The sequence below is a fragment of the Paenibacillus sp. J22R67 genome, assembly GCF_059692175.1.
The window spans coordinates 158,479-171,906 of the sequence record NZ_JCAUAX010000011.1 but is presented as its reverse complement, the minus strand read 5'-3'; the positions used below and the strand labels follow the sequence as shown (position 1 = coordinate 171,906).

Annotated in this window: 13 protein-coding genes; 4 read left to right on the top strand and 9 right to left on the bottom strand. The window is 46.0% G+C overall.

Going from position 1 to position 13,428, the window contains the following annotated elements:
- Complete coding sequence (locus tag AC58VC_RS31130; protein WP_497374736.1) at positions 1-657, bottom strand: succinate dehydrogenase cytochrome b558 subunit; 657 nt, start codon at positions 655-657, stop codon at positions 1-3.
- Between the two features lie 285 nt (positions 658-942).
- Between AC58VC_RS31130 and AC58VC_RS31125 the strand changes: the two genes are divergently transcribed.
- The gene (locus AC58VC_RS31125; protein WP_497374645.1) at positions 943-1,839 is read left to right on the top strand and encodes a LysR family transcriptional regulator; all 897 of its coding nucleotides are present in this window, start codon (positions 943-945) and stop codon (positions 1,837-1,839) included.
- A 49-nt stretch (positions 1,840-1,888) separates the two neighbouring features.
- Here AC58VC_RS31125 and AC58VC_RS31120 read toward each other — a convergent pair whose 3' ends face one another.
- The 4 genes from AC58VC_RS31120 to AC58VC_RS31105 are packed head-to-tail and all read right to left on the bottom strand — an operon-like array spanning position 1,889 to position 5,957.
- Positions 1,889-2,626, bottom strand: a complete 738-nt coding sequence (locus AC58VC_RS31120) for a response regulator transcription factor (RefSeq protein WP_497374643.1) — start codon at positions 2,624-2,626, stop codon at positions 1,889-1,891.
- A gap of 53 nt (positions 2,627-2,679) precedes the next feature.
- A complete protein-coding gene (locus AC58VC_RS31115; protein WP_497374641.1) occupies positions 2,680-3,927 on the bottom strand; it encodes a cation:proton antiporter in 1,248 nt (415 codons plus the stop codon).
- On the bottom strand, positions 3,928-4,590 hold the full coding sequence (locus tag AC58VC_RS31110) for a potassium channel family protein (RefSeq protein WP_497374639.1): 663 nt from the start codon (positions 4,588-4,590) through the stop codon (positions 3,928-3,930).
- A gap of 14 nt (positions 4,591-4,604) precedes the next feature.
- Complete coding sequence (locus AC58VC_RS31105) at positions 4,605-5,957, bottom strand: TrkH family potassium uptake protein (protein WP_497374637.1); 1,353 nt, start codon at positions 5,955-5,957, stop codon at positions 4,605-4,607.
- A 201-nt stretch (positions 5,958-6,158) separates the two neighbouring features.
- Between AC58VC_RS31105 and AC58VC_RS31100 the strand changes: the two genes are divergently transcribed.
- The gene (locus AC58VC_RS31100; protein ID WP_497374635.1) at positions 6,159-7,823 is read left to right on the top strand and encodes a CPBP family intramembrane glutamic endopeptidase; all 1,665 of its coding nucleotides are present in this window, start codon (positions 6,159-6,161) and stop codon (positions 7,821-7,823) included.
- Here the strand turns inward: AC58VC_RS31100 and uvrC are convergent.
- From uvrC to AC58VC_RS31085, 3 genes are all read right to left on the bottom strand, one after another.
- A complete protein-coding gene (gene uvrC / locus AC58VC_RS31095; protein WP_497374633.1) occupies positions 7,783-9,714 on the bottom strand; it encodes an excinuclease ABC subunit UvrC in 1,932 nt (643 codons plus the stop codon). The two genes, AC58VC_RS31100 and uvrC, sit on opposite strands and share 41 nt — an antisense overlap.
- 95 nt (positions 9,715-9,809) lie before the next feature.
- A complete protein-coding gene (gene trxA / locus AC58VC_RS31090) occupies positions 9,810-10,124 on the bottom strand; it encodes a thioredoxin (RefSeq protein WP_161408703.1) in 315 nt (104 codons plus the stop codon).
- A gap of 137 nt (positions 10,125-10,261) precedes the next feature.
- A complete protein-coding gene (locus AC58VC_RS31085) occupies positions 10,262-10,645 on the bottom strand; it encodes a MerR family transcriptional regulator (RefSeq protein ID WP_497374734.1) in 384 nt (127 codons plus the stop codon).
- Positions 10,646-10,855: 210 nt separating this feature from the next.
- Here AC58VC_RS31085 and AC58VC_RS31080 point away from each other — a divergent pair, with 210 nt between their 5' ends.
- Both AC58VC_RS31080 and AC58VC_RS31075 read left to right on the top strand, forming a co-directional pair.
- The gene (locus tag AC58VC_RS31080) at positions 10,856-10,999 is read left to right on the top strand and encodes a YqzM family protein (RefSeq protein ID WP_161408702.1); all 144 of its coding nucleotides are present in this window, start codon (positions 10,856-10,858) and stop codon (positions 10,997-10,999) included.
- A gap of 116 nt (positions 11,000-11,115) precedes the next feature.
- On the top strand, positions 11,116-12,120 hold the full coding sequence (locus tag AC58VC_RS31075; protein WP_497374630.1) for a protoglobin domain-containing protein: 1,005 nt from the start codon (positions 11,116-11,118) through the stop codon (positions 12,118-12,120).
- A gap of 301 nt (positions 12,121-12,421) precedes the next feature.
- On the opposite strand, the gene dnaI is transcribed toward AC58VC_RS31075, so the two are convergent.
- On the bottom strand, positions 12,422-13,375 hold the full coding sequence (gene dnaI / locus AC58VC_RS31070; protein ID WP_497374628.1) for a primosomal protein DnaI: 954 nt from the start codon (positions 13,373-13,375) through the stop codon (positions 12,422-12,424).
- Positions 13,376-13,428: the final 53 nt, after the last annotated feature.

Sequence of the window (13,428 nt, the reverse complement as noted above, 5' to 3'; positions counted from 1 at the left end):
TTAATGCCCCGTACTCGCTTCTACCGGAACTTGAAATTGAGTATCTGTAAATGCAGTCAAAGACATAATAAACATCACGGACATCACCACGAACAACACCATCCAAATAATGGAAGAGTAACGTTGTGCGCGAGGTCCAACTGTAATTCCCCAGCTAACTAGGAATGACCATAAACCATTGCAGAAATGGAATGTTGCTGAAACGATACCAATTACATATAACGTAAACACAACTGGATTCGTCGCAATGTCATGCATCGTCATACCGAGATTTTCGTGTGCAACATTGCCTAGTGCAACTTGCAGACGAGTCTCGAACAAATGCCAAGCTATGAACAGGAATGTAATAACGCCAGTTACCCGTTGAAGCATAAACATTTGGTTACGGAAGTAGCTGTAGTTCGAGACGTTATTACGTGCTTGATAAGCCACATAAAGTCCATAAACGGCATGATAAAGAAGCGGAAGCCAGATTCCCACGATTTCTAACAGCAGGACCAACGGCAGACCGTTCAACCAGTTAATTTGATCTACAAATGCTTGAGGACCCTTCGTTGCTTCATAGTTAGTGAGCAAATGCTCAATAAGGAAGAAGCCCACCGGAATTACACCAAGCAAAGAGTGGATCTTTCGAAAGTAATACGAATTACTCATAATGTAACCAATTCCCCCCTCAACAAAATTTCATAAATACGATCCGACATGTTCTGACAAAACAAGCCACATACCATTCTACTCTCGCCGCAAACGAGCGTCAACCCATATTCATCCACGCCTATTTTACGCCTAATTAGTGAGCGAATATACACTGTCGTCCAATAAATGTGAATAAAAAGTGACATGTACATCGTACCTCTAATACGCTTATAATGGAAGTGCCGTTTTTTTATATATACTTATAACAAATTTGCATATACAAATGAATGCGGAGTTGAAAAAAACATGGAACTCTTGGATGTTTTCGCTGTTGTTGTCGAACAAGTGAGTCTGAATAAAGCATCTCAGCTGCTTAATATCTCACAACCCGCTCTTTCACGCAAAATGATGAAGCTGGAAGAAGAGCTGGGCGTGGAACTATTCATCCGCAAAGGGAAGCGTCTTGAGCTGACCAAAGCAGGGCAGATCTGCTACGACCATGCGCTCGAGCTTCGCCATCTGGAACGAAAATTTAAGCAAACCCTTCAAATGTACAAATCTGCAGGCACCCATTCTTCAATTACGGTTGGGGCCAGTTTAACAACCTTGCAAGCTACATTGCCGGATCTGATTACACATTACTTGAAGGTTTACCCACTCACGGAGATTAAACTGCTAACGGGCAAAACGCATGAAATTGTGACCTTAGTCAAGGAAAATAAGGTCGACATCGGTATTGTCGCATCCCAAATCAATGCATCGAGCCTGCACTGCGAGCCGTTGTTCGATGATCACCTTTGTCTGGTTCTTCCGCTGGGGCACCCATTCATCGATCGGGCCAAGATTACGATGAGTGATTTGAATGATCTGCCGATGATCCTCTTCTCCAAAGGCACCTGGTATCGCATCTTGATGGATGAGCTATTCCATCGGTATACGATTCTTCCTAATGTCCAAATGGAAATCGATTCCTTCGAGGCGATCATCCGACTCGTGTCTACCTGCAAAACAGCGACGCTGCTTCCTAAGTCATATCTGCGAGAAGATTTAATTCAGAATAATGAATTAATTTTGCGCTATCTAGTGGAATTGGAGCAAACGAAACGAACTACCTCGCTGATCTACTCCGACCAAGCGACAGATAACCCGGAGTCCCTTAAATTCATCGAACAAACGATCGGCTATTTTGCTGGCCACAAATAAACCTCTAATTTACTCGGGTTCTCGAGCATAGTTAGAGGTTCTTTTCAAACTAATAAACAAACTTATAACCCACGCCCCATACCGTTCGGATCCGTCTAGGCTCTTTGGGATTATCTTCGATTTTTTTGCGAAGATTGGCAATATGCACATCAATTGCGCGATCGGTGACATAGGAATCGAAGCCCCGGACGGTTTGCAGTAAATCCTCACGCGTATAGACACGGCCAGGATGATTGACGAAACATTTCATGATTTCAAACTCCGAATAGGTCGTCTCGACAAGCTGCCCCTGAACAATCATGGAGCGAGTTTGGATATCCAGGATAATCTTGTTTTTATCCGCCAGCAGCGCCTCATCTGTTTCTGATTTTACATCTTGGCGTGCCGGTGGGTTCACCCGTGCGTTTTCACTAGCATATTGATAAAAACGGGAGCGGCGGATCAAAGCATGGACTCTAGCGCTCATTTCATGCATACTGAACGGCTTACACATGTAGTCATCCGCTCCAGCCCCCAGAGCAGCCACCCGCTCAACCACTTTATTCCTCATCGAGACAATCATAATCGGGACACGCGACGTAGTTCGCACCTGCCTGCACAGTTCAAGTCCGTCCATATCTGGCAGCATCAGATCCAGCAAAATAACGTCAGGGGCAAACTGCTTGACGGCTTCAATCCCTTTTTGCCCCGTCTCCATCCGAATGACCTCAAAGCCTTCTTCGCCCAAATACATGGAGATCATATCGCCAATCATAGGATCATCTTCGATTATTAATACTTTATACATGTCAGAGTCCACCTTCGCCTCGAAATTCTCTCGTTGAGACCTACAAGACGGACCTATGAGCTCTCCGGCCCGTCCGACTTGACTTCAAGTCCCAGCTTTTTCGCCACAAAAGCCGTTGTGCTTGCTTGGATAAGGATGGTGATTAGCACAGCCATAAAAGTAACACTTGCAATAAGGTCACTGTGTGCAATCCCCATACCTGCCACCATCCCGCATAACGCCGCCGGAATTACACCTGTTTCACGAACCCAGAACATGAAGATGATTTCATTCCACTTCCATTTCGCTTTACGGTCTGGCCACGTACAGATCAGTACCGTCAGCGGACGCGCAATAAAGACAAATACGAAGATGACACCCAGACTCGTCCAAAAATGCTCGAGAATCACTGGGAAATTCACTTGACTGCCTAGAAGAATGAAGATCAGCATCCGCATGATAACCGTTATATTTTCGGAAAAATGCTCCATTTCATGCCGTTTATCTTCCATATCGAGTTTGAAGGTACCGGCATTCCCCCAGATCAGCCCCGCTGTAAAGGTCGCCATAAAACCGCTAACGCCGAGGACTTCTCCTGCCATATAAGCTCCTAACGATGTAACGACCATCGCGATAGTTGCGTAATCCCTCAGCATGCCAAGTTTCAAATGGGCTGTTAGAAAGGTCATCACATAGCCGATAATTGCTCCAAGCAGCAGGCCTCCAAGTGCTGTTTTAACAAAATCGAGCGTGCCTGAAAGCAAGGAAACTTCCTTCGTGCCTAAGATGATAGCAATTAGCGAAAAAGTCAAAATGGAAGCTGTCGCATCATTAAATGCCGATTCACTTTCCACAGTCTCTCTAACTTTAGTACGGATTTTGACTTGTTTGAACACGGGGATGAGCGTTGCTGGATCTGTTGAAGCAATAATCGCACCAAGCAGCAAAGCATACAGCCATGGCAAATCCAGAAGGAAATGCGAAGCCGCTGCAACTGCTACGCAGGTAATAATCACTCCCGGAATGCTCAGCATACCGACAGTAAGCCAGACTTGCCGCAAACCAGTAAGCTTAATGTTGCGACCCCCGTCAAAGAGAATTAGCGCAGAACCGATAACGAGAATGAATTGATTCGTAAAAGACGTGCTTGGTTCATAAATCCAATGAAAAGTTTGTCCCGCAATCATCCCTGCCACAAGAAACATAGCAACATCAGGCAGTTTAAGCCAGTTTGCCGCCTTACCGAACAACATTCCTAATCCGAAAATGAGCACGAGCAGCACAATGACATGTTCAATGAGATGGGAAGTTGAATTCTCCATTTATCGGATAACTTCACTTTCGAATTCTTCAATTTGATCGTTCGTTCCGATGATTACCATGACATCATTTTCATTCACAACATCGGTAGCCGTAGGCGCAATAATAACGCCAGATTGCTTGTTAATCGCTACAACACTGCAGCCGTATTTGGCACGAGGATCTAATTGTTTAATCGTGCGCCCGCACAGCCTTTTCGGAACGGAGAGTTCGGCAATCGTATAATCTTTAGAAATTTCAATATAATCTAATAAGTTCGGTGAATTGAGCTGGTGGGCTACGCGAATTCCCATGTCACGCTCGGGATAGATAACGCGGTCAACCCCTAGCTTTTGCAAAACTTTCCCATGCAATTCAGACAGTGCTTTGGCTACAACCTTCTTGATCCCTAAATCTTTCAGTACAATTGCTGTCAAAATACTGGACTGAATGTCGTCCCCAATCGCTACGACTGCGCAATCAAAGTTACGCACCCCCAAAGACTTCAGCACATCCTCATCTGTGGCATCTGCTACAACGGCATGCGTAAGCGTATGGCTCATCTCGTCTACTTTTTCCTCATCCTTATCAATGCCTAGCACCTCATTGCCCAGCTTAACGAGTTCTTTGGAAATGCTTGATCCAAATCGCCCAAGCCCGACAACCACATATTGTGTTTTTTTCATTTGTATTGCTTCCCCTATCCAATCGTGATTTTACCCTCTGGGTATCTATATAGCTCTTTTTCTTGTTTCGGCTGAAGCGCATAAGCGAGCGTGATCGGGCCGAGACGCCCGGCAAACATCGTCAAGCTGATGAGAATTTTACCGAAGAGCGTTAAATCTGGCGTTAATCCCATCGTTAGTCCTACCGTCGCGAACGCGGAAGTGACTTCAAACAATATTTTGAGCAGCTGCGAATCTTCCGTAGTCGATAACAGCATGGTAACAATAATAACTAGAAATAAGGCAATCATCGTTAAGGTAATCGCTTTAAGAATGCGGTCCTTGGCCAAGCGATAGCGGAAAATAACGATGTCCTCTTTTCCACGAATCATCGTAATTATGGCAGCGATCAGGATGGTAAATGTCGTTGTTTTGATACCGCCACCCGTGGAACCTGGAGAAGCCCCAATGAACATCAGAATAACCATGAAAAACTGCGATGCCTGACGAAGCGCGCCAATATCTACCGTATTGGGCCCTGCAGTCCTCGGCGCAACGGATTGAAAGAAGGAAGCAAGTATTTTGCCACCTAAATCAAGAGAACCTAAAGTTCTGTTATTCGTATATTCGAATATAAAAATGATAAGAGCTCCTGCAACAATAAGAATGCCAGTCGTACTTAGTACAACCTTGGAGTGCAAGGAAAGCTTCCTAGTTTTGCGATAATCCATCGCTTCCGACAGAACAACAAACCCTAGCCCTCCTAAGACAATGAGGGCCATTGCAACAAAGTTAACAACAAAATCATTCGCATACCCTGTTAAGGAAACGAAAGGAGCATCGACAGTCCCAAATAAATCAAATCCTGCATTATTGAACATGGATATCGCATGCCAAATGCCGAAGTACAGCGCTTGAGAGAAACCGAGGTCAAAACTCCAACGGATCGTGAAAATCACTGCAGCAATCGCTTCGATGGACAAGGAATAAATAATCACTTTACGGATCAAACGGACAATGCCTTCCATGCTCCCTTGATTAAAAGCTTCTTGAAGCACTAATCGTTCCTTGAGCGTAATTTTTTTGCGGAAAACAAGGGCAAGCAGTGTCGCCATCGTCATAAAACCTAGTCCGCCAATCTGAATTAAGGAGACAATAACGATCTGACCGAACATCGTATACGTACTTCCCGTATCGACCACAACTAGTCCTGTCACGCAGGTCGCAGAAGTCGAAGTAAAAAGCGCATCAATAAAAGGTATAGATTGGCCGGTCGCCGATGCAATCGGTAGCATGAGGAGCCCTGCTCCGATAAAGATAATAATGGCAAACCCAAGAACTAGAATTTGTGGTGGTGTCATCTGCCAAACTCTTAACTTTTTACGCATAGGACCTCCTAGTATATGATACGTAAGAACCAATAGAAACGATATGTCCAAATGCTGCCAACGGTAGCGTTCCCAGCTAGACTAAAGTCATTCGGCTTCACATGCAAATATACGTATTATATAACTGTTTGGTTTGTATTTCCACCTAAAATTCGCATTCTTTTAAAACTCATGGTAACGTGGAATTAAGGTTTCATACTCGTGAATTCAGAAGGGAACTTAATGATGCCAAGGCCGAAATTAAACCGATTTCTCATCCTCTTAGCCTGTATAGGCATAGCCCTTTATGTGGGCATAACCGCTTTGTATGGCTTACAAACGGAAGAAGCGCCAGCGGGCGAGAACCCTTCCCTCACCAAACAGCAGGCCGCAGAACATGCCTCTACCTTTATTAACGAGCGCTATGCGATCAAGGGGGCCAACACTTTTGTAGCGTACCAGTCCAAAAAAGAACGCAGCGGCTATTTGCAAAAGGAGCATTTATCCGAAAGCTATGACGCGGCATACGGCAAACGCTATCCGTTAGACTATTATCAAGTGAACGTAAGTGACTCCAAGAAGAACCGTCAGTTTGAAGTTGAAATCAACTACACGGACGGCGCCGTGATCGGCTGGCGTGAGGTCTATCATGCTGAAGGCGAAAGCGCGCTTATCAGCAAGCAAAAGGCTGACATTATGGCCAAGCAGGAAATGCGAGCCCGCGGTATTGATCCGGATGACATGAAGGCGATTGATAAAAAGGAAGAGGGAGAACAACAAGACTCCGGCTTGGTTCTATACTATGAACAACAATCTCAGCCTATGGGAGAATCGAAATTACAAGTTCGCACCCAATATGATGAGAAGAGCTTGGTCGGCTACACCGTTCTCTTCAGCTTACCGGCAACACATCTGGATTGGCTTGATGCCCAGGATCATTCGGCTTCCGTGATGACCTGGATTTCTATGGGCTTCTCAATCCTTATGACCATTGCCGCCATCGTTCTTGTTATCATTTATCGCAAACAAATGAGATTTCGCAGCGGACTGCTGCTGACCGCCATTTTCTTAGCCATTTATATCATCAATAACTTCAATATGTACCCTGCCTTCCGTTTAATTAGCGGAGGAGGCCCGAATGATGAGTTTACCACGTGGGCAACTATCATTTTCATGAATGTGCTGGCGGTTGGGCTCGCCATTTCGCTCTACTTTTCTCTAGTAGCCGGCAACGGCCTATGGAATTCGATTGGGCAGCCCAAGTGGCCAACTTGGAAGGAGCACACTTATGGGACAGATGTATTTTATGGCATGGGGCGAGGCTACTTACTAGCGCTTTTCATCCTCGGCATTCAGCAGGTCCTCTTTTATACAGGGGATGTCAAATTTGATGTTTGGGCAGTGAATGATCCAACCGATTCCGTCCTCAATATGGTGCAGCCCCGCCTCTTTCCTTTGATGGCATGGGTTGCGGCGATATCGGAAGAAGCCACTTACCGGTTGCTCGGCATCCTATTATTCAAAAAATTGTTCCGCAATAATTTTATTGCGATTCTCATTCCTAGTGTGATTTGGGCTGCCAGCCACACCCAATATCCGATCTATCCGGTCTATACACGGCTAATCGAAGTAACCATTATTGGCATTATTCTCGGTTATGTGTTCCTCAAGTATGGCTTCATTACCGCCGTCTTCGCCCATGCCTGCATGGACAGCATCCTGATGGGAATGTCGCTCTTCTCCTTAGGACATGTAAACGATGTGCTCTGCGGGATCCTATATCTCCTGCTTCCAGCAATCGTCGGATACTTCCTTACGTGGCTGCATGGAAAAAGGCGGGGTCCCCTTATTCCTGGGGAACCGCCGCCTCACCTTGGAGCGCTTTAAGAATCTCGCCTGCTAATTTCTCACCTATACCCAGAGGCTTGAAGTCTTGTACTTCGGCCTCTTTTATTTTGCGCACAGAACCGAAATGCTTCAAGAGAGCCTTCCTGCGCTTCTCCCCGATACCAGGGATGGCATCGAGCTGTGAGGCAACCATGGACTTCGCTCTCGTTTCCCGATGGAATGTGATGGCGAAGCGATGAACCTCATCTTGAATCCGTTGAAGCAGGTAAAATTCCTGACTGTCCCGCGGCAAAGGAATGATCTCTGCAGGATCTCCCATCATGAGCTGCGCCGTCTTATGCTTCGCATCCTTCACTAGACCGCAAATCGGAATGAACAGCCCTAGTTCATTCTCCAAGACATCGACCGCGGCGGAAATTTGCCCTTTGCCTCCATCGACGACGATAAGATCCGGCATCGTCAGATTGTCCTTAAGCACTCGCTCATACCTGCGGCGAATGACCTCGCGCATCGTTTCGTAATCATCCGGGCCAACGACGGTCTTCACTTTGTACTTGCGGTACTCTTTGCGGTCGGGCTTCCCGTCCACAAAGACGACCATTGCGGAGACCGGATTCGTCCCCTGAATGTTCGAGTTATCGAACGCTTCAATCCGGCGAATCTTGCCCATACCGAGCCATTCGCCGAGGTTTTCCACGGCTTTGGTTGTCCGGCTTTCGTCCCGCTCCACGAGACGAAACTTCTCATCCAGCGCATTGCGGGCGTTATCTTTGGCCATATCGACCATTTGCTTCTTCAGTCCGCGCTGCGGGATATGGACCTTGACCTTCAGCCACGATTCCATCGCCTCGCGGACATCTTTCATTTCAGCCTCCGCTTGCGCAGAGGACTGCTCGGGTTGCTCAGCCGAGGCAACGTCTGCCTCAGTGGCAAGGCTCGCTTCGGCCTCAGGCATGCTGGGCAGGAAGATCTCCTTCGGCAGCGCAGGATTGTCGATGTAGACCTGCGTGACATAGGTGATGAAATCACTGTATTCATCACCATAATACGGAAACAGCGAGACGTGCCGCTCGATCAGCTTGCCTTGACGCATGTACTGGATATGTACCGCCATCCAGCCCTTATCTACCGCATAGCCGAACACGTCACGGTCCTGCGCATCAACGGCATTGATCTTCTGCTTCTCCATCAAAGCATCGATGCTCATGATATGATCGCGCAGCTCCTTCGCGCGCTCGAAGTTCAGTTCTTCTGCTGCCGCGAGCATCTTGGTCGTCAGCTCTTCTTTAATAACATCGTGTCCCCCGTTCAGGAAACGGGTGATCTCCTGCACCATCCGCTCGTTCTGCTCAGCGGATACGTCATACTCGCAAGGCGCCAGACACTGCCCGATATGATAATATAGGCATACTTTATCGGGCATCGTCTTGCACTTGCGCAGTGGATACAACCGGTCCAGCAGCTTCTTGGTCTGCTGGGCAGCGAAAGCATTCGGGTAAGGGCCGAAGTATTTCCCCTTATCCTTGTATACCCGCCGCGTGACTTCCAGGCGCGGCTGCGCTTCATGTGTAATCTTAATGTAAGGGAACGTCTTGTCATCCTTGAGGAGTACGTTATACCGTGGATGATGCTGCTTAATCAGATTGCACTCAAGAATGAGCGCCTCCACATTGGAGGAGGTGATAATATATTCAAAGTCGCGGATTTCGCTGACTAGTTTTTGCGTCTTCGCACTGTGGCTTCCTGTAAAATAGGAGCGCACACGATTCTTCAATACTTTGGCTTTTCCTACATAGATGATCGTACCTTCGCGGTTTTTCATAATATAACAACCAGGTTTATCCGGTAATAAGGAAAGCTTATGTTTAATCGTTTCTAGACGCTGTTCACGGACGGCCGCGTCCTCCTGCTCATGTTCAAACTCCGTCATGATTCCTATCTCCTTTCGTGCACAAAAAAACTCATTTTCAGCATAGCAGAAAATGAGTTTTTTCACACGAACAATTGTTTCTAATTTGAAACAACTTATTGATGACGAGTTACAACATTTTTCAAAGCTTCTTTGGATTGGAAACCAACCACTTTATCAACAGGCTGTCCGTCTTTGAAAACGATCAGTGTTGGGATACTCATTACGCCAAAACGCGCAGCGGACTCTGGATTGTCATCCACGTTCACTTTTGCGATTTTCAAAGATTCTACTTCTTTATCAAGCTCTTCCAAAACAGGAGCGATCATTTTGCAAGGTCCGCACCAAGGTGCCCAGAAGTCTACAAGTACTGTACCTTCGCTCTCAACTTCAGCTTTAAAGCTGTTATCAGAAACATTCACGATTGCCATGATAGTTCCTCCTTCTAAGAATGGATTTATAACATCAAGTAGTAATTGCTACCGATGAACGTCAACATGTAAAGTATACCACACCCATAGGCCATTTCAACCAAACCATAAGTTAGCAATCTGGCAGGCACTGGAACCTACTTGGATGGCATGCCTACTGGCAGCCCCTGAAGCTTTTGCTGCTCAATATAAGCAATACGATCCTTCAAATTCGCTTGCAGCATCTGCAGCATTTCCATTTGCCGCTCAATGTCCTGCAGCTTCTCTGTGTAGAGTGGCAGCAGATCATCGCATTGCGACTCCTGATTTTTCATGACGCAGTTTAGAAAGCTTTCAATTTGTTCGGTCGTAAAGCCCAGGCTCAAATAAAACTGAATGGTTTTCACGCGTTCAACAGCCATTTGGTTAAAAACCCGATAGCCATTCTCTTCACGCTGCGTTGCGATAAGCCCCTTGGCCTCGTAGTACCGCAAAGAACGAATGCTGGCACCTGTAAGCTTGGATAATTCACTAATCCGCATGGCTTTCACCTTTTTCCTTTTCCTTGATCAAGTAAGGATAACTTTATTGTAAACCATAACACTAATGTTAGAGTCAAGACTTATTTTATTCTTTCCGCTTCTGTCTGTTATTGTTTGCATAATTGTCACTTCCATTAGCTTTACAAGTTTCGACGAATTTGGGTATACTAAGTTTAAACTTTAGAATGTCGGACGTTAGGGGGTAACCACATGAGCGATCCTAAACACCCTGAGCTTCACGTGTATGAAGAGCCGCGCAACGATTTCATGGATGTTGGTATCGGATTTGGCGCGTTCTTTGGCATCTTGTTTATCATTGCAGCCGTTGCAACTGTTATTCAAGTCATGAAGTAGGCTTGTACAAGCCCATAAGTCAACCGCTTTGCACTGTTGTGTAGGGCGGTTTTTTCATTAGATCAGCCTTCATTTCATTAGATCATTCCTATTTTCAAAGGAGACTTGCGATTCAAATGATTAAAGTTCATCCAGAACGTCAAAAACTGATTTCTTTTATCGGCTTAACGGACGCAGACTTACGATTATTAAAAAGCAAAGAAGAAGCTTTCCAACGTGTTGTAGAACAACTGGTCGACCAATTGTATGCCGATATCATCCAAATTCCTGAGCTCGTAGCGATTATTAAGCAGCACAGTACAATCGAGCGCCTAAAAGAGACGCAGCGTTGGTACTTTCTATCCATGGCATCCGGACTTATTGATGATGAATACATAATGAAGCGCTTATATATTGGAAAAGTTCACTCCCGTATCGGCCTGACAACCTCCTGGTATTTGGGCACGTATTTGAAATATACCGACATCGCTACACAGCATTTCAAAGAAATTATGCCTGATGAGTGGACGCAAGTGCTCCATGCGTTAAGTAAAATGTTCAATCTGGACAGCCAACTTGTTTTGGAAGCCTACGAGCAGGATGAGAAGTTGAAAATTCAAACACTGGTGGACGAGCAGGACATCATGCTGACGACGATCTCCAGTGTTGTGCAGGACCTTGCTTCCATGATGGTAGAGCTAGGCGGCAGCAGTCAAACAGTAGCCGATACGGCGATAAAAACAGCGGAATCGCAAGATTTATCCAATCATCGCATTGACGAACTCCAACATGAGATCAAAGATATCTCCAAAATGGGTTCCGTTATGAAAGAAATCTCCGACCAGACACATCTGCTTGGCCTTAATGCAGCTATCGAGGCTGCACGCTCAGGCGAGCATGGCCGCGGCTTTGAAGTTGTCGCCAATGAAGTGCGTAAGCTAGCTACGCATTCACGTGAAGCGCTCGACACTATCCAGAAGAAGCTGAAGCTGATCACTCAGAAGCTTGAGCTCGTGCAGAAGGGCTCCGAGGAAACGACTCACTTCGCTCGTACACAAGCAGCCAGTGCGCAGGAACTTACTTCATTTGTTCAAATGATTGAGAGCGTAACCACCCAATTGGAACGTTTAAAGAAATCATAACCTTCATTGATAAAATAAAGACCCTTCCATCCACGTTTCCAGTGGTTGAAGGGTCTTTGTTCGTTGGAACTGGTGTTAGACCTCGAATCGTGTAAAAACTACACCAAATTCAAGCTTTATTTCGCTTTGTGAGCAAACACCTGCATAAAGCACATCAAAATATAGGATATTCACTCTTTTTCAGCCAAATGGAGCGATTTTGATGTATGAAATGCAGGATCACTTCAAAATTCACAACTGACTCCTCAGTTTGCTGTACTTTTTACACTTTTATCTTGCAAAGGATACTTTCAGCCCAACTTTACGATCTTCCTCGTTTGTTCGTACCGGTCACTTCAACTACATCAACAAAAGGACGAATACGGTCCATAATCCGTTGTCCCTTGTATTCCTCGTCGCCATCCTTGTTCGTGAAGCTGAAATGCTTCTCCAGATCATGCAGCGCATAGTTCGACGTAAAGAAGGTCGGTTTCCGGTTCATCCGGTGGTTCACAATCGCCCCAATGACATGGTCACGGAGCCATGGGTTCAGGTTTTCAGCGCCAATATCGTCAAAAACAAGCAGATCTGTTTCTTTCAGAAGATCGATCGTCTCTTTCAACTTATAAGGCTCTTGGAACATGCCTTTCAAATCCTCGGCAAAATCCGGCATATAGACGATAGCCCCCGTCATACCGACTTTGGCGAGCTGATGCAGCATATAGCCCATGAGGAACGTTTTTCCCGTACCGAACGATCCGCTTAAGTAAAGCCCACGAGCTTGCAGGCCAAGTTCCATGGTTTGGCTAACGTAGTCATTGATTTGCATCACGGCTTTCGCCCGATCCAAATCCGCTTCAAGGATATCACCAAACGAGAAGCTGCGCGAAATCATACGCGGATCTACGTGGAAGGTCCGGATTCGTGAGGAAATCGCGTCCTGCAACTGCTTGGAGGTAAACTTCTTGCACGCTACTTTTTCTTCGTGAATGTACACTTTATCGTTATCCGTATCGGCAGTTAGCATCGTATAGTGACCCGTCATATCATTCGGGCAGTTCTCCAAACCTGGGCAGTTGGAACAACTTTTGTACTCGGTCACGTATTGGTACAGCTTATTCATATTAATCTTGACTGTATAATCATCGACAAACGGATACTTCTGACGGAACTTATGAACTAAGGCGTCATCCATGACAGCCTTGATTTTGGCCTCCGCCTTTCGTCTCCATTCCGAATTAGGCATGGATTTAAGAATGTGCGACAGCGATTCCATGATTGCGGCACCTCCTACATTGTGTTATCTCCTGGTACTCTACGGCCCTACAA